At 55.4% G+C, this 16,423-nt stretch carries 14 protein-coding genes and 1 pseudogene; 7 read left to right on the top strand and 8 right to left on the bottom strand.

Annotation, left to right across the window (positions count from 1 at the left end):
- Nucleotides 1-30: 30 nt before the first annotated feature.
- On the bottom strand, nucleotides 31-513 hold the full coding sequence (locus tag K239x_RS08980; RefSeq protein WP_419189855.1) for a hypothetical protein: 483 nt from the start codon (nucleotides 511-513) through the stop codon (nucleotides 31-33).
- 551 nt (nucleotides 514-1,064) lie between these two features.
- On the opposite strand from K239x_RS08980, the gene K239x_RS08975 reads away from it, so the two are divergent.
- On the top strand, nucleotides 1,065-1,766 hold the full coding sequence (locus K239x_RS08975) for a penicillin-binding protein activator LpoB (protein ID WP_419190067.1): 702 nt from the start codon (nucleotides 1,065-1,067) through the stop codon (nucleotides 1,764-1,766).
- An 83-nt stretch (nucleotides 1,767-1,849) separates the two neighbouring features.
- The gene (locus K239x_RS08970; protein WP_419189854.1) at nucleotides 1,850-3,232 is read left to right on the top strand and encodes a COG3014 family protein; all 1,383 of its coding nucleotides are present in this window, start codon (nucleotides 1,850-1,852) and stop codon (nucleotides 3,230-3,232) included.
- A 59-nt stretch (nucleotides 3,233-3,291) separates the two neighbouring features.
- Here K239x_RS08970 and K239x_RS08965 read toward each other — a convergent pair whose 3' ends face one another.
- Entirely contained in the window at nucleotides 3,292-3,897 is a 606-nt protein-coding gene (locus tag K239x_RS08965; RefSeq protein ID WP_145417491.1) for a hypothetical protein, read from the bottom strand.
- Nucleotides 3,898-4,082: 185 nt separating this feature from the next.
- Between K239x_RS08965 and K239x_RS08960 the strand changes: the two genes are divergently transcribed.
- From K239x_RS08960 to K239x_RS08950, 3 genes are read left to right on the top strand one after another with little or no spacing between them, the layout of a single operon-like run.
- Nucleotides 4,083-5,003, top strand: a complete 921-nt coding sequence (locus tag K239x_RS08960; RefSeq protein WP_145417490.1) for a histone deacetylase family protein — start codon at nucleotides 4,083-4,085, stop codon at nucleotides 5,001-5,003.
- Between the two features lie 57 nt (nucleotides 5,004-5,060).
- Nucleotides 5,061-5,696 carry a sigma-70 family RNA polymerase sigma factor gene (locus tag K239x_RS08955; protein WP_145417489.1) on the top strand — a complete coding sequence of 212 codons (636 nt, stop codon included), beginning with the start codon at nucleotides 5,061-5,063 and terminating at the stop codon, nucleotides 5,694-5,696.
- The gene (locus K239x_RS08950; RefSeq protein WP_145417488.1) at nucleotides 5,696-8,245 is read left to right on the top strand and encodes a serine/threonine-protein kinase; all 2,550 of its coding nucleotides are present in this window, start codon (nucleotides 5,696-5,698) and stop codon (nucleotides 8,243-8,245) included. The genes K239x_RS08955 and K239x_RS08950 overlap by 1 nt, the downstream gene beginning before the upstream one ends.
- A gap of 146 nt (nucleotides 8,246-8,391) precedes the next feature.
- Here K239x_RS08950 and K239x_RS08945 read toward each other — a convergent pair whose 3' ends face one another.
- A complete protein-coding gene (locus K239x_RS08945; RefSeq protein WP_419190066.1) occupies nucleotides 8,392-9,015 on the bottom strand; it encodes an HAD family hydrolase in 624 nt (207 codons plus the stop codon).
- 73 nt (nucleotides 9,016-9,088) lie between these two features.
- On the opposite strand from K239x_RS08945, the gene K239x_RS08940 reads away from it, so the two are divergent.
- Together K239x_RS08940 and K239x_RS08935 are read left to right on the top strand one after the other, a co-directional pair.
- The gene (locus K239x_RS08940) at nucleotides 9,089-10,342 is read left to right on the top strand and encodes a DUF3754 domain-containing protein (protein ID WP_419189853.1); all 1,254 of its coding nucleotides are present in this window, start codon (nucleotides 9,089-9,091) and stop codon (nucleotides 10,340-10,342) included.
- Nucleotides 10,343-10,514: 172 nt separating this feature from the next.
- Nucleotides 10,515-11,381: a FliG C-terminal domain-containing protein gene (locus K239x_RS08935; protein WP_145417485.1), complete on the top strand. Its 867-nt coding sequence runs from the start codon at nucleotides 10,515-10,517 to the stop codon at nucleotides 11,379-11,381.
- 17 nt (nucleotides 11,382-11,398) lie between these two features.
- On the opposite strand, the gene K239x_RS28395 is transcribed toward K239x_RS08935, so the two are convergent.
- The 5 genes and pseudogenes from K239x_RS28395 to K239x_RS08915 form a co-directional block, all read right to left on the bottom strand.
- Complete coding sequence (locus K239x_RS28395; RefSeq protein WP_419190135.1) at nucleotides 11,399-11,926, bottom strand: GumC domain-containing protein; 528 nt, start codon at nucleotides 11,924-11,926, stop codon at nucleotides 11,399-11,401.
- Between the two features lie 777 nt (nucleotides 11,927-12,703).
- A pseudogene (locus K239x_RS28390) lies at nucleotides 12,704-12,766 on the bottom strand (hypothetical protein); the annotation flags it as partial.
- Nucleotides 12,763-13,284 (bottom strand): RNA polymerase sigma factor, encoded by a 522-nt coding sequence (locus K239x_RS08925; RefSeq protein ID WP_419189852.1) that lies wholly within the window; start codon nucleotides 13,282-13,284, stop codon nucleotides 12,763-12,765. The gene K239x_RS08925 and the pseudogene K239x_RS28390, both read right to left, overlap by 4 nt.
- Before the next feature lie 139 nt (nucleotides 13,285-13,423).
- Nucleotides 13,424-15,094 (bottom strand): BBP7 family outer membrane beta-barrel protein, encoded by a 1,671-nt coding sequence (locus K239x_RS08920; RefSeq protein WP_145417482.1) that lies wholly within the window; start codon nucleotides 15,092-15,094, stop codon nucleotides 13,424-13,426.
- Nucleotides 15,095-15,416: 322 nt separating this feature from the next.
- Nucleotides 15,417-16,076, bottom strand: coding sequence for a metallophosphoesterase family protein (locus tag K239x_RS08915; protein ID WP_145417481.1), 660 nt, complete (start codon nucleotides 16,074-16,076; stop codon nucleotides 15,417-15,419).
- Nucleotides 16,077-16,423 lie beyond the last annotated feature (347 nt).

Below are 16,423 nucleotides of genomic sequence, written 5' to 3'. Positions count from 1 at the left end.
CCGTCTCAGCCGCTGCGAAACGCCTATCACCTAGCGGTGCAAATTGTCGAAATCTTCGAAATCGCCAAGATCATCTTCGTCTTTGTCTGGCTTTGGCGGTCCGGTGCTGAGACCGAATTCGTCACTAATTTCGTCGTCGATCTCGATTTCGTAGTCGTCATCGAGTTCTTCCTCGAAATCATCATCGAAGCCGTCGTCAAAGTCGTCTTCGTCGATGTCGTCAAATTCATCTAATTCGTCGTCTTCGTCCAATCCATCGTTGAAGCCGTCGTCGGTGTCCGCTTCGTCGTCATTGCCAAATGAGTCGCTTTCCAGGTCGTCATCGTCATTTTCATCATCGCTTTCCTCGACTTTTTCTTCTTCGTCGTCCGCTGCTCGGGGAGTCGGCAGCTGCGGCGCAGGCACCTGAGGAGCTGGAATAGCCAACGGACTCGCGGAAGCATCGGCGACTACCAAGACATCGGTAGGCAGTCCAATCGATGGCAATGTCGAAACGGGGGAAACAACAGTCATGGGCAGTGTCGTGAAAAACTGTTTTTTGGAGGGAGCGGCAGCGAATTCAGCCGGTTTTTGACGCGACGTTTGAAGAAAACGGGCCGCAATCGCAGCAGACAACAAAATCCAATCACCGGTTGCTGTCAATTCACCAAACGGGAGTTTTCTGACAACGCGGCAAATTACGGGCTTCGGGAAGCCCCGGGGATCTCAACAGAGTTTCTCGCTGCGGTCAGCTTTGTCAACAACTGGTGCCCATAAATACCGATGAAACGACTAAGCCGACTGCGATAACCGCCGCTAATCGTGCAACCGCCACCAAAACGCTTGATTCCGATGCCATTGCGACCTCAACCGGACGGAAGATCGCGGCGAATAGTGCAACCGCCGCGGCGTCGGCCTGATATGGCTGATGATCAGTGCATTTTGGTACGTAATTGAGGCGGTTTCGCTGAACAGCGAGCAACTGCCGGCTCGAAACCACGACATCACACCCAACTACTGAAATCGAAAGAATGACTCAATCGATGACACGGATCACAAAGTTCCATCGACCGTTCCGCCGATTCATGGCCGTCGCCGCCCTCTGCTTGCTAGCCGCTGGATGCGCTGGTCGACAATATGGACACTTGTTGGCCAACGACGACAAAGACATGGTCGGCAGCCACGCTGCGGGGGCCGCGACTTGGAATCCGCTAGTGGACGAATCAGTCGCCAAACTATTGGGCCGATGCCCCACTGCAGTGCGTCCGGTCACGTTTGACAGCGATGGCCTGTCGCAAAACATGACCATTGGATCAGCCGTCCATGCCCCGCTGGCCGTCGGCCCCGCCAACGTGTGTTTCATCGGGATCGAAAACAAAAGCGCCGAAGAAATGCTGGACTTCAAAGACCAACTCTACGAACGCATCGATTCGCAAATCAATTCGGCCGAATCATTTCGCGTCGTCAGCCGCCGCATGGTCGATGCCGCTTTGGTCGAAACTCGCCTGCGTCCGGATTCCCTGTTTTTGCCAAACAATCGAACCGCGTTCGCCAACGCACTGGGACAACAAGGCACTCCGGTCGACTACCTGATGTACGCCACCATCACCAGCGGGACCACGGATCGCAATCGCACCAGTCAACGCGATTATTTGTTGACCCTGGAGATGGTCAACATACACACAGGCGACACCGTCAAAGAGTCCGCAAAAATCCGCAAAGGCTACTCCAAGTCGCGCGTCGGCAAGTGGTGGAACTATGGAGTCGGCGACCAAGCTGACGGGTAACAGTTCTTTCTCCAGAGCAACTTGGCTGCTTCGCTCTCTGACACTGCCAAGAGAGAGCCGAACTGTCCAAGGAATCGATCAATATGTTCGGGCGCAGCATCATCAGCGATCATTCTCGCATCGCGATCCTGTGGGTCGCACTCGGTGTGTTGCTGTGCGGCATGTCAGCCGGCTGCGCGACTTCGCCCAAGACGTTGGACGTCGCGCGCGATGCGTTTGCCGCAGGCGATATTCTGGCCGCCGAAGAAATCTTGGTCGACCTGTCAGGCGACAACAACCGGATCTCGGCGGCAGCGAAGCTGGACCTGGCCATGATCGAACTGGCATCCGGCAAACCCAAAGCCGCGGAAGCCAGCCTGCGACAAATGCGGGGCGAGATTGATGCCTTGCCCAAAGTCGCACCGATCCACGAAGCCGCGTCGATACTGACCGACGATCTCTCGCGAGTGTATCGACCGGCAGGCTACGAAGAAGTCATGATTCGGACAATGCTGGCGGTGTGTTCGCTGTCATCGGATCAAGCGGACGCGGAAAGCTATGCGTTGCAGGCGGCGATGCGGCAATCGGAACTGGCCAGCGCCGCCGAAGCTCGTGGACTGATCGAAGTCGACGAAATGTTTCAGCCGATCGCGATCGCGCCCTACTTGAGAGGAATCCTACGCGAAGCGACTCATCACGATTACGACGACGCGGCCCGAGCTTATCAATTGGTCAGTGATGTGCGTCCGGATTTTGCACCAGTTCACGCGGACATCGCACGCGCAAGTGGCGGTACGCACAGTTCGCCAGGCAACGGAGTGTTGTATGTGTTGGGATGCGTCGGTCGCGGACCTGTCTTAGAAGAAGGCGTTGCCGAAACGACGACCGCGGCTCTGTCGATTGCATCGCAGGCAATCAGCGCGATGCGAAGCAGTCAAAGCAACGACGACGATGGAGAACACGCCACTGCGCTTCCCAATATCGCTTCGGTAAAAGTGCCTCGATTGGTCCTGCCGCCCAGTAGCATTGCCACATTGGCGACGGTCATTGATGGGCAGGCCGCCGGCAACACGCAAACCTTGACCGACGTTTCGCAATTGGCCGCCAATCAAATCTCGGCGGAAATGCCGTGGACGATCGCCCGCGCTGTGGTACGTCGCGCGACCAAAGAAGCCATGGTCGCCAAAGCGGGCCAACAATTGGGTCTGGCCGGTCAATCAGCGTCGATCTTTCAGTTTGCGGCGGGAACCGTCTGGAGCAGCACCGAAAAAGCGGACACGCGTTGCTGGGGCATGCTGCCACGCGAAATTCAAACTCAGAGAATCGAATTGCCCGCCGGGACTCATACCGTGCAGCTGGTTCCCGTCGACAACACAGGGCGTCCGCTTTCTCAGGGGCAAACCCGCAAGATCGAAATCGTCGATGGCAAAAACGAATACCTCGTCGCAATCGCGCCGGATCAATTGGTTTTTCTGGCCAATGACTGACTCCATCACTCGCTTTGCCGCGTCAATTCTTGCGGTGCGGTTCTCCTGAGAAACGTTTGCTAACGCGAGCTGGCTTGTTCAACCAAAGCAAGCTTTTTGCCGACCGTAGGCAACAGCATCACGATGCCCGCAATCAGGACGCCGATGGGCACCAAGTGAATCAGGTTGTCATCCAAAAACATTAGGATGACATTCAACATCGCGGCACCTTCCAAGATCGCTTGGCCGACGATCGTACGTGCTCGCGACGCATTGATTAGTTGATCGACTTGCGGCGGAAACTGCGTCGCGGTGTGGTCGACTTGCTTGATACCTGCAGCGGACAATTGAGCCCGAAAGTGGTTGATGCTGATTCGTTTCATCATGCCACCAACGACCAACGCCGCCACACACGCGCCCACGCCAATCGCAATCCCAAGACCTGGCAAAACCAAGTCGCCCGCGCCGGCTGGTTGCGCTGCCGCCGGCTGAGCTCCGGCAGCAACCCCGTCGTCGCCGTTGAGCATTAAAAACAGCATGATGCCCGTCGCAAAAACGACTCCCTGGACGAGTGCGAACGTGATGATCATTCCGATTCGCACGCGGTCTTTGATGGCTGCGATCCCGATGTCACTGGAATCAACTGCTCCGGGTGCGATGTATGGATTTTGAACAGGATCGTTCACGGGGGTACTTCCTAGATGACTGACGAATAGCCGGTTGATGGCTGACGAAAAGTGGACAGCCTGCTAGTCTAGCAAATTCATCTGGGCGACGACTCAGCGAGAATGCAGGACAGAGCAGGGTAGGGCAGCGATTCAAACAGACGGAGCGATTCATCAAGAGAGCAGGGCACTCGTTCGACCAAGCTATGCGACTTTACTACACCGATCATTTCGAGCTACCACTGCCAGAGAGCCATCGCTTTCCGATGGCAAAGTACCGACTGCTGCGACAGCGCATTGCTCAGAGTGAGATCCACGACTCCGACACGCTCCTGGTCCCGCCCGCTGCTACCGATTTTGAAATTTCGCTCTGCCACACTAGCGAATATCTTCAGGCCGTCGCCGAGGGGACTCTGACGTCCGCGGAAATTCGCCGGATTGGTTTTCCCTGGTCGGCCAAAATGGTCGAGCGTTCAAGACGCAGCACGGGCGCGACAATTGCGGCCTGTCGAGCTGCTCTCTCCGATGGCTTGGCGGCAAATTTGGCTGGCGGCACGCACCATGCCTTTGCCGATGCTGGCGAAGGATATTGCGTGTTCAACGACGCCGCCGTGGCAATTCGCACTCTACAAAACGAAGGTCTGATTCGGCGTGCCTGCGTAATCGACTTGGATGTTCATCAGGGCAACGGGACAGCAGCGATTTTTGCCGACGATCCCGACGTGTTCACGCTGTCAATTCACGGCGTCAAGAATTTTCCGCTTCGCAAAATGCCCAGCGATCTAGACGTCGCGCTGCCCGACGGAACAGGCGACGCGGACTACTTGCACGCAGTAGACGAATCGCTTGAACAACTGGACGCCGACGCGCTGCAAAACGGACCTTTCGATCTGGCAATCTATCTCGCCGGAGCCGATCCGTTTATCGACGACCGTTTGGGGCGTTTACACCTCACCCAGAAAGGTCTCGCTGACCGAGACGCCCGCGTTCTGGGCTGGAGCAAGCAGAAAAACGTCCCCTTGGCGATCGCAATGGCGGGGGGCTACGCCCCTAGAATCGAAGATATCGTTACGATCCACGCAACGACTTTGGCTTTGGCCAGTAATCACTGCAACTCTGGCCATTAGACGTTATCATAGAGTCACGTCACGGACGCTCTTTTCTTTTGCGGTTAGCCATTCACTATGAAGTCGATCACCGAAATCCTCTCGGGCAGCAGCAGTGGCCAAGCAGGCGAAACCGACAAGCTGTTTACGGTGATGTACGATGACCTGCGCCGACTTGCCGGACGGTTCCTTCAGAACGAACCGCTGCGAAATCGACTCAGCTCTTCTTCGCTGGTCCATCAAGCGTATATGCGGATGGTTGACCATTCGCGAATCAACTGGCAGGGCAAAACGCACTTCTTTGCGATCGGAGCGACAGTCATGCGTCGCATTTTGGTCGACCACGCTCGCAAAGTTCACTCGCTTAAACGCGGTGGCGGATGGGAGCGAAGGCAACTGACCGATGAAGTCACGTTTGAATTGAGCCAGGATGCTGATGTCGTTGCCCTGGATGATTTGCTGGTGACACTGGCTGAACTGAATCCACGCCAAGCCAAGATTGTCGAGCTGCGTTTTTTTGGCGGCATGACGATGCGCGAAATCGCTGCCGAAATGAACCTGGGTCTGCGAACGATCGAAAAAGAATGGGCCATGTCGCGCGCTTGGATGCGACGCGAACTTCGACAGAATGCTGGGATCCAAGACAGCGAAGTCGATGCCATGGATTCGACGCCAGAAGCATCGGTTGTCGCACCGAGTGCTGAGAACGGGTGATGGACGCTGCTCGCTACGCACGCATTCGCGAGCTGTTCTTAGACGCCGAAGAGCAGCCGACCGATCAACAAATCTCATTCGTTCATTCCAAAGCCGGCGACGACCACGAACTGGTCGACGAAGTGCTTTCGCTATTAAGTGAACATGACGCTGAATCGGCGCGCCGCGAAGGCGAACTCGCCAAGCCGGTGCGACCGCCCATGATGGCGACCACGCCAACGCCCAAACCGGCGGACAGCGATTACGACTTGGACAGCGACTACGACTTGGACAGTGCTTATGACTCGGGCAGTAACCCGGCGGACCTCGATCGCATCGTTCACGCTGTCGGCCCGACTGCCGACCCGACTGCCGACCCGACTGCCGGCCCGACTGTCGGCCAATCGACTAGCCGCGACAAAGAGCCAAAGCAACGCCAGGGTAAGAATCTCGATTCAACCATCACTCTGCAAAGCAACCAACGTACGCATGCTTCACCACGGTTTGGCGACGAGACAACAAAAGCACCGCAACCACGCAATAGCTTTTGGGACCGTCGGACACGTCGCAACCAACGTCTCAATTCCGGATGGCTCTGGTTGGCCGCCGTACTCCCGACCGCATTGATTGGCTCCTGGACCTACGTCCAAGTCGCAACCAGCCAGCGGGAAGCCAAGCAAAAAGAACTATCCGGTTTAGCAGACAGCGTCACGTTGTCCACCAAAGGATTCTTGGACGACCGAGCCGCATTGGTTGAATCGTGGTCGCGACAACTCGCTGTTCGTCAATCCATTTTGGAACTGGTCGAAATCGCCAAACAAGACGCGCCCAGCGAAGAGCTAAAAAAAGCCGCACAGACCGAACTAATCCGGTCTCAGCTGCAAGAATTGTCGGGCTTTTCCGACGTCAAGTACACGGTCTGGGATCGTGCCGGCACGACCTTGGCCAGCTGGATCCCAGATAAATCGGACGTCGGCACGTCGATCGCGCCCGACGGTGCCGCCAACCTTTCACGAGTCATGCGGGGAGAGCGCGTTCTGTTTGGACCGACGCGATTGCCTCGAGACGAATCCGGGCAAGCGCCCGACACCGAATTGCCCGTGATGGCACACATGGTTCCGGTTCGCAACACAAACGACTTGATTGTGGCTGCCTTGATGGTGCGTGGCATCGATACGTTCAAGGACTTTGATCAGATGTTTAACGAAGTATCTGAAACCTCTGGACTGGACGTCTATTCGGTCGATCGCCGCGGCGTCATGATCACCAACAGTCCCAATGCGGTGACGGCCGCCAACCGTGTCGAACTGGAATTGATGCCCGAAAAGATCGCGGCCAACCTGCGTGTGAGCGACCCGGGATTTACGATTCGCCCAAGCAATGTGGGCAAGATATTGCGCAGTGCGTTGCCGCTGACCATCAGCGTCGCAAGTGCAACCACTGGCAAACCGGATGTCCGCGTCCAAGAATACAACAACTACGTCGGCGTTCCGGTGGTTGGCGCCTGGCGTTGGAACGAACAATGGCAGATCGGTGTCTTGGTCGAACACGACGCCGCCAAAGCGTTCGCGCCGGCGCGCATCGTTCGCTTTTCGTTTTTGATTCTCGGATCGCTTCTGACATTGACGGCGTTTCTAGCGGCAAGGCAAATTGCAAAGCAAACCTCGCGAGCGCACGCGGCGGTTCACCCGCTTAGCCGCTACGAATTGATTAGCGAACTGGGCAGCGGCGGGATGGGAGTGGTCTACCGTGCAAGACACCGACAACTAGGGCGCGAGACAGCCCTGAAAGTCCTGCGTGACGATCGACGGAGCGGCGACGACCGAATGAGGTTTGACCGCGAGGCTCGCTTGGCAGCTTCGCTCAGCAATCCCCACAGCGTAATGATCTACGACTACGGACGCAGCGAAGAGGGCGAAGCATTTTGTGTGATGGAGTTTCTAAGAGGCATCACGCTCTACGAAATTGTGTCGCGAAGTGGGTATCAAGAGATCGGCCGAGTTCTATTGATCCTGAGACAAATCTGCGACGCGCTGGCCGAGGCGCACAACATGTCGCTGCTACATCGCGACATCAAACCTCAGAACGTCATGCTGTCCTTGGACCCATCGGTCGGCGACTGGGCAGTCGTGTTTGACTTCGGATTAGCGAAGCCACTGAATTCAGAATTAGGTTCGTTCCAAACCGCCGAAACAGTATGGGCGGGCACGCCGATGTACATGGCCCCCGAACGTTACCGTGAACCGGGCGGCATGGATCCACGATCTGACATCTACAGCGTCGGCTGCATCGCTTATTTTTTGCTCACTGGACGCCCGCCCTACATGGAATGCGACCCCGAAACGCTCTTTGCGTTAGTCCTTAGCGAAGCTCCGGTAGCCATGAACATTCATCGTGGCGAAGAACTGCCCGCAGCGATCGTCGATCTGGTGGATCGCTGCATGGCAAAGGACCCCGAAGACCGTTTCACAACCGTCGAGGATCTCTCCGCCGTCGTCGACGAACTCCGCAGCGACTATCCATGGTCCACCGACAACGCACGAAAATGGTGGGAAATTCACGGGGAGTGATTCTACCCAAAGCAATCGCCGGTGGATCAACCGAGTAAGTTTGACCAAGTGACGGGCCCCTTCCAAACTCGTTCCCATCGCGATCGTTTCAGCTCCGAACGTGATCCCCCGAACTGATGCCCCCAACGTGATCCATCCTGCCTCAGTCAAGCTCTCAGCAACGACCACAGCATTGGATCGGCCAGCGATTCGGCGACCAAGATTGCACCGCTGAAATCTTGTGACTTGGTGTGTTCACTAGGAATCGCGACCGTCTGGGCACCGGCCGCTACGGCAGCCGCACAACCGTTGCCGCTGTCCTCCAAAACCATCATCGCCTCTGGAGCGATCCCCAGCTTTTCAGCAGCCTTGAGATACATCTCCGGATCAGGTTTGCCATTGACCACGTCGTCTCCCGTCAAAACAAACTGCAACGCTTCTCGCCAAGGAACCGACTCAAAAATACGATCGACAAACTTCCGCCGACTGCTGGTGGCCAATCCAAAGGGCATTTCGATTTGGTCAAGATAATCGATCCACAATTCCAACCCCGGCATGCTATCGGGCGTTTCACCCAAAAGCTCGCTATAAATCTGGTCGGATTCGGCAAGCAGATCCTCAGCGGAATCTTTTAGCGAATGCATTTCGATCATTTGCGCCATCGCCGAAACACCCACGCGGCCCATCATTCGTTGCTGAAGCTCCGCCGAAAATCGAAACCCACGCCGCTGCAAGACGGTGTCGCCGACTTGCCAATACAATTTTTCCGTGTCGAATAGTAGCCCGTCCATGTCCAACGCGACGCCAAGGATGGTTTTGCGTCGATCCTTTGACAAACCATGCGAGGACAGGGAGTCCGACAAATTGCCTGCATCTGATCCGCACATCAATCGAGTTCTCGCAAGTTGGCCAATGGGTGGTTCCGACGCGTTGTCCAATTCTTGGGCGGGCGTCAGCAATTCGGGTGTGATTCGTGACGACGCTGCCCACTGGGCGATCGAGCCGTATGTTCCGATCGAAACACGGACGCTGCAGGAGTACCTGGTCGGTCGCAAAGAACTGGATGCGGCCGCGACTGAGTTGTTCAAGCAGCGTTGTGATCAGATCGAAAACCTAGTTCATCATCGTACCGGATCGTACCACACTCAATTTGCGGATCTCTATTCGTCGCTGGATCCGGACTTGGAAAGTTTGGTCCCCAAGCAAACCGAATCTCATGACGTCGACCTAGAAACGCATCAATTGATGGCGACCTGCGACGAAATTCTGATGCGAGCGGGATATCGCAGGCTGGAACAATCTGAGATCGAAAAATGCGTCGGCGTCGCCAGCCAATGGGGCGTACCGCTGCACGTCAATTTTGAATTGTTTGAACACTTAGCCGTGTACGCCCGCGGCGATGTCGTGGGAACACGCCTCCGCCGCAGACTCCGCAAACTGTACCAGCCGGAACAAGTCGAAGTCCCCATCTATCAACGCATGGTGGTCTTGTTTGAACTTTGTGACGACAGCGCCGTCGGGGAAGAGCTGGCCGCATCTGCTTTGCACTTACGCATGTTCAAAAACATCCCCAAGCTAGACGTCGACATGCTGTTGCCCTGCACACGTGTTCGACTGAGCAAGATTGATCGTGCAAAAATTATCGTGCCCAGCTTGGGCGGCTGGTTGCTTTCGATGCGCAAGATCGCGCAGATCATGTTTCTGTGGTTTGCGTTGGCGTACTATTCCGCTGCCGTGATCGGAATCCTGATTCTGGCGGGAATCGGTTACTTGATCAAAAGCGTTTTCAGTTACCTGCGCACCAAAGACAAGCACCTGTTGGATTTGACTCGCAATCTGTACTTCCAAAAATTGGACACCAACGCCGGCGTCGCCTACCGAATGATCCAGCAGGCCCACCGACAATCGATCGTCGAATCCATGCTGGCATACCACGCCATCGCCACTCACGACGAACCGATCAGCACGCGACGGCTCAGACGCAAATGCGAGCGGATCCTGCGGGAAGCGATCGACGTCGAAATAGCTTTTCAAGTCGACCGAGCTTTGGTGGGGCTTTGCGAAATCAAAGCCATCAAACCAACGCCCGACGGTAAAGCATGGATCGTCCACCGTTGAGACGCGCGAACTCGGATCAAACAAACGGTTGACCGAGGAGCCCTTTGGAAAGCAACGCGGCCTAAAAATACAGTCCGCTGCAAACTCCGCTGCAAAAATTGCCCAACCGTTAAAACCGGATCGCTGCTGACAGCAATCCGACAGTCCGCTTGTCTGGCCGATAATTGCAGGTATGAGCCAGACGGAAAAACCCATCAATCGCGAATTCGGCATCAACCGCGTGGTCCGGGTTCTGCAGCAGTTGCCTGCGCAGGAAGCCGATCGCTTCCTTGATCGGCTTCCGACCAAGCTTGCCAGCTCAATACGCGACCAAATCGGCACGGACGTCTGCGCCCGGGAAACTCACCCCGCCCTGGAAATCGGTTTGGCCAATCGCCTGGAGTACCTAAAACACGTCTCGCAGCCGGTCTTGTTCGCCGCGATTATTCGCGAGCGTCCACAGACCATTGCGGTTTTGCTTAGCATCCTGCCGCCTCAATTGGCTCCCCGAGTCATACGCGCTTTATCGGATCGCCAACGAATCGAAGTCATCAATCGACTTTCGCGGCTCCAGCGTACCGATCACGCAACCGTTTCGTCCTTGCTGGTGGGATTACAGGAGCGGATCGAAAAAACATCCATTCAGCAACGCAGCAAACCCGGTGGGATGCAAAAAGTTGCCAGGATATTGAACGCCTGCGATCACGAAACCGAACGTTCAATCCTGCGATCACTTGGCCACAACCATCGCATTCTCAGGGAAGAGATCGAGCAAATGTTACTGTGCTTCGAAGACATCACCTCGATGGGTGACGACCAAATCTGCACGCTCGCAAAGAACGTGCATGCCGAGACGTGGGCCAGGGCGCTGAAAAGATCGGAATCAGATCTGCGCGAGCGAGTTTTCCAATCGCTTTCGCCGCGAGCCGCTCAACACGTGCGTGCCGAGATGGATTACCTGGGCCAAGTCACGCCCAGCGAAATCGATCTCGCCCAGCAGCAGATCGTCCGCGTCGCAAGGCAATTGCAAGAGCCACAGCCAATCCGCCGCGCTGCTTAGTTGTTGACCGCCAGGCACTAATCCTGATGCCGCAACTTTTCCTGATGCCGCACCTTTCTTACTCGCTCGGCCTCACCCAATAAAACGTCTTTCAAACGCTCTATTTCGGATTCTGCTTCAGCAAGCTCGTTTTTCACCATGACGATTTCACGCTTGAACGACTTGATGATCGCTGTGAGCTTGCCAGGTGCCTCCGCTTGGATTTGCCGCTTCAATTGACTCTGACGAGCTTGCACCTCGTCATCGATCCGCTTGACCGCTGGGTGACTTCGACCGAAGTTGGCTTCGAGCTTACTTCGCTCCATCTTCAATGCTGCAATTGAATTTTCGATTTCAAGGCGTGCCTCCGACTTCACATCGAACCGATCCTTGCCCGCTTTCATGGAAAGCGTTTCAAGATTTTTGGCTGCGACCGTGTTCTCACGAATTTGCCTTTTCAATTCAGCTTTCATTACTTCGATTTCATGATCGAGTGCTCGTACGCTTGGATGTCGCTCGCCGAATTGAGCCGCGTATTTGTTGCGTTCAACGATCAATGGAATCATTTGGTCGTCAATTTTTAGATTGCGAACTTCGCCTTGCTCTCGAACCGTCTCGATCAGTTCCTTGCGCATCGCTTTCAGCTCCGCATCAAGCTGTAGAACAATCGGATCGTTGTCATCGTACATTTGTGCAAGTCGATTTCGCTGAATCATGAGCGGCACAAATAGCTTGTGCGCTTCGCCATTTGATATTTCCCGATCAGGCTCCCCGGCGATTCGTTTCTCGATTGACGACTCGGCAGGCAAGCCGAGCAGTTTCTTAACGACCGTTAAGGCAACCACGGGATCCCTCGCGCTATTTTCGAGCTGCTCAATTTGTGAAAGCGTGATTCGTTTTGATCGCAGATTTTCAAAAATCTCGCTTCTCTTTTTGATTAACTGGAACCGTTTCTTCCGAATCGAATCAAGTTTTGCAGACGCCTCAACGAACTCCTTTTGATCAGGTGATGGCGGCGCCACAACTTCCGTCGTTGACTTCTTCGAAGGCGGTGCGGCGACCTGCTCTGCTTTCACCTGAGCGATCTTTTGTTGCGCGGCTGTACGGCCCAACGCAAACCAAATGGCGCTGCCGATCAATACAACGGCACTGATTTCGGCGATCGTCAACATGTAGCTGCGGAAATTCATTCGCGGTGGTTCAGGCAACGTGACGTGTGGAACATGATGTCGTGGCAGGATGGTTTCCGCGTACGTTCGTAATGCGTTGTCCATGCCGACTTGTTGCTCGACTGCGTTTGGACATCGAGTGCAGTGGGCTAAATGCTCTTGAAACACTTCAAGCTCTGTCGCATCTAGTTCGCTGTCCAAAAACGCGTCGAGCGATTCACAAACATTCTCGTTCATCCGATCGCCTTGGGGTTAGAAGGTTTACTGACCGAATCGCCAAGTCGCTCTCGCATATTTTTGCGGGCGGCGGAAAGATTGGAGCGGACGGCTTGAGCGTTGATCCCAAGAACGTCTGCGATTTCGTGCGTCTTCAATTGTTCGACGACTCGCAAATGCAACACTTGGCTCTGTCGCGGTGGTAGCTCGCCCATCGCGTGCCAAATCTGTTCGCCCAGTTCTTGATCAGACGACAACTTGCCAGGCGACGCCTCGCGGCACGCCAGCGTGCTCGCCTCCAAAGGCTCCCAGCCTCGCTCACCGTGCTGCTTTTGCTGCCGCGCGTATTCGCAAAACGTGTTGTGAGCGATTCGCAGCAACCACGTTCGCAGCGCGGCAGAGTCACGGAGCTGTTCGCGTTTTTGCCAACCGCGAGCAAGCGTCTCTTGCGAGAGATCGCTGGCCGTTTCAACGCTTCCGCTTAAGCGCAGCAGAAACCGATAAATCGGCGGCTGGTTAGCGATGAACAGGTCATCCAAAGGGCACTCGCGGGTTATCGTCTGATCAATCTAAGTTCAACTGACACTTAGATAGATGCAAAACCGCGGTCTGCGCCAAACAGAATCTGAGAATTATTTGGATTTCCAGGCGATGACGCTGCAATCGGCCGTCGGCGTCTTAATAAACGTACTGCAGGCCGAAGTGAATGCCTTGGACGTAGAAGGTTCGGTAGTCGAAGGACTCACGCGGTCGTTGCTGTCCGGTGGGAGGGTCAGATAGATTGACCGCCAAGCTGGGATCGACGGCTCCGGAGACTTGCAGTGCATCGGTCATGGCGGTGATGTGGTAGCCGACCGTGACTTCGTAGCAGGGGAACTTGCGCCATCCCAGTGTCAGATCGATCTCAGGTACCCAGCCGAATGTGTGATCGGTTCGACTGCCGCTGTTCAGATCGCGAACCAGCAAACCTTGGTTATCGACGGCTGTGTTGCCATCGATGCTGGTTCGAGTTTCGCCTTGCAAATCGGCTCGTCGAGCCAGCGACCCGAATCCAGTTTTTGCCAAAGCACTAAACGACCAGCAGCCTTCTCGGTACATCGACGCGACACCGATCTGTCCGCCGTGAAATTCGTTTTCGATATCGAACGAATCGCTAATCGCGATTGTCGAACCAAGTGGCGCGAAATCGTCGTCCAGCGAAACCGACGAACCGCGAATTGCTAGATTTTCGTCCAGCCGCATGAATTGATAACCGTACAGAAAATCAATCGACAGTCCTTCGATGCCGTACCAAAACTGCCGTACCGATACGTCACCTCCGTAGACATTGCTGTCACCGCTGATCGATATCGAACCGGTCGCACGACCAGGAAATGCAATCAGCAACGTGTCTTGTTGTGCGGCTTGGTTATCCGAAACATCTAAGAACGGACGCGTGATGACGCTCTGTCCATTCTGGTCACGAACGAATCCGAATGTCTTTTCACCTGAGAACCAACCGCGAAAGATCAAACTTCGGCACTGCTGATTATCCAACCAAGTGCCCAGTGTCAATCGTCCTCCCGCTGCTACGTCTCTAAAAATAGGATCCCCACCGACGACGGTTTGTGTTCCGGCTTGACCGAGTTCACCGGCCGTATCGGCATCGGTTGACGGGCCAGTGGTCAACAGCGTCGGCAGTCGGTCGCCTTTGCGATACATCAACATCAACTCGATCGAACCGAACCAGCGATCCGGCGAAAAGCTGATGTATCCATTGGGCGAGGGCAAGCAGCGACCACACCGCGGACTTCCGCAACTTCCCGCGGAGTCACAGCCAATTGAGTCACAGCCCATCGCTTCGACGCCGCAAACGGGTTCGGCGCCACAAACGATTTCGCCATCGTATGGGATTGTTTCGTACTGAACGTCGGAGTCCAGGATCACGTCGTTGGCGATTGCGCCACCCACGTAGGGTGCGTCCAGGACGGGTTCATTGAATCGGACGGAGCGAACATTACTGCGTGACTGGGTCGCCGAACTGCGTGACTGAGTCGCCGAGCGGCGCGTGGTTAGACCATTGGCACTTTGCTGCCCAACCCTTGCAGTCGGCATCGGTTGTGCGTCGCGAATGTCGGCTTCGACCAGTTGCTCGCCACGGCGTGCTGCGGGCGCATTGGCGCTCTCTGTTGCATCCACTTGAACCGTCGGTGGCTGGTAAACGCCACGATCGGGTTTCTTGGTGCGAATCTGCCGCTGTCCATGCGCTGCGGCAGGCAGAACGCAAATCGTTGCCAGCACGACCAGAGTGAGCCAGCTAAATCGAGAGCCAGTTCCGCTGAAACTTCGGAGAATCAAGTAGCAGTCCATTGCCTTATCCGCTGTAAAAATCAAAACAGCAACGCAGCGGGCGGTCGCGATAAGCAAACCCAACCCAAAATTCAAAAACGACGACGCACTTCGAAAACCCGTGCGCACTACGTGCCTGAATCAATTGTTCGGCAATTCCGGATAGGACGATTAGCTAAATCTGGCAAACTTTGCGGGCTGCGTGATTCTTGACGCTCTGTCCCTTTGCTAGCGTTCGACAGACTCTCTGGACGCAACGTCATGAAAACAAAGCATGCCACAGACGAAGTCCGCAACAAGAACAGTTGCTCTCCAATCCGAAACGCGCAAGCAAAAACAACGGCTAGCGTCGCGACTGGCCGTCACTCGACACCTGCCAAATCTGACGCGTCTTGACGTCCATTGCCGTTAGCCAACCTCCGCCGTAGCAGTATGTATCCAAACAGATCAGGTGCCCCATATCCAGAATCTCGCCATCGCGATTGGCGGTGTGACCGACGACGCCGCTTTTTCCGTTGACGTGCGGCGCAGGAACTCCTTGCGTCAGTGAATACCAACGAAGCAGCTCCACTGGCTGATGCTTCAACGGCACATCTGGGTCATACGCCGCGTGAGTAAAGAAGAACTCATCCGTCTCGAAATAGTCGCCCAACGAATCAAAGAACGCTTCGTGCTCGGCCGGCAACAGATCGAGATCGCCATCAAAGCCATAGCTATCCAGCGTGTCGACGCCGCCATGCTTGAGCCACTCGTGGTGGGACGCGCCGTTCTGAAGCACTTCCAACATCATCTCTTCGTGGTTGCCTAGCAACGCGACCAAGTGTGTTCGCTCACGCAGTTCGAGCAGCGTGTCGATCACGCCTCGCGAATCGGGACCGCGATCGACGTAGTCCCCCAAAGTCACGACGACGTCGTCTTTGGTCGGAGCGACCAGCTCCAGCAAACGGTCCAATGCAACACGGCAACCATGAATATCGCCGATGGCGATGAGACGCTCAGACACTAAAACCACACCTAGAAAGAAAAAACTCCGTCGAAAACCGGCTCATTCCGCCATGACACCGTCGAGACATCCGCCTGAAAATACCGCATTTCTCGACCTAATCACAGTTGAGTAGCCGCAAAGGCGGGCCAATCGGCGGACATTCTTTATCAGGACGTCGAAACCGCCGATCAGCAGACGTTCCCGCCCATTAGGCAAGATATAATGAAGTGGGAGCCGGTCCAGAGGCCTCGCCAGTGGCGGTCACGTGGCGGAGAAAGGGTGCGTCGGATAACAAAGAAACAGGGTACATCGGCCAATTCAAACCGTTTGAAAGAGAGGACCGAAGCGAAGCAGAATGCTGGTTC

It is taken from the genome of Stieleria marina, assembly GCA_007741555.1.
Lineage (GTDB): Bacteria > Planctomycetota > Planctomycetia > Pirellulales > Pirellulaceae > K23-9.
This window is presented reverse-complemented; position numbering and strand designations above follow the sequence as displayed.

Excerpts from the sequence above, each read along its gene's own strand:
- K239x_RS08980 (WP_419189855.1), bottom strand. The coding sequence starts at position 513 with ATGACTGTTGTTTCCCCCGTTTCGACATTGCCATCGATTGGACTGCCT.
- K239x_RS08975 (WP_419190067.1), top strand. The coding sequence starts at position 1,065 with ATGGCCGTCGCCGCCCTCTGCTTGCTAGCCGCTGGATGCGCTGGTCGA.
- K239x_RS08970 (WP_419189854.1), top strand. The coding sequence starts at position 1,850 with ATGTTCGGGCGCAGCATCATCAGCGATCATTCTCGCATCGCGATCCTG.
- K239x_RS08960 (WP_145417490.1), top strand. The coding sequence starts at position 4,083 with ATGCGACTTTACTACACCGATCATTTCGAGCTACCACTGCCAGAGAGC.
- K239x_RS08955 (WP_145417489.1), top strand. The coding sequence starts at position 5,061 with ATGAAGTCGATCACCGAAATCCTCTCGGGCAGCAGCAGTGGCCAAGCA.
- K239x_RS08950 (WP_145417488.1), top strand. The coding sequence starts at position 5,696 with ATGGACGCTGCTCGCTACGCACGCATTCGCGAGCTGTTCTTAGACGCC.
- K239x_RS08945 (WP_419190066.1), bottom strand. The coding sequence starts at position 9,015 with ATGGACGGGCTACTATTCGACACGGAAAAATTGTATTGGCAAGTCGGC.
- K239x_RS08935 (WP_145417485.1), top strand. The coding sequence starts at position 10,515 with ATGAGCCAGACGGAAAAACCCATCAATCGCGAATTCGGCATCAACCGC.
- K239x_RS28395 (WP_419190135.1), bottom strand. The coding sequence starts at position 11,926 with ATGATTCCATTGATCGTTGAACGCAACAAATACGCGGCTCAATTCGGC.
- K239x_RS08920 (WP_145417482.1), bottom strand. The coding sequence starts at position 15,094 with ATGGACTGCTACTTGATTCTCCGAAGTTTCAGCGGAACTGGCTCTCGA.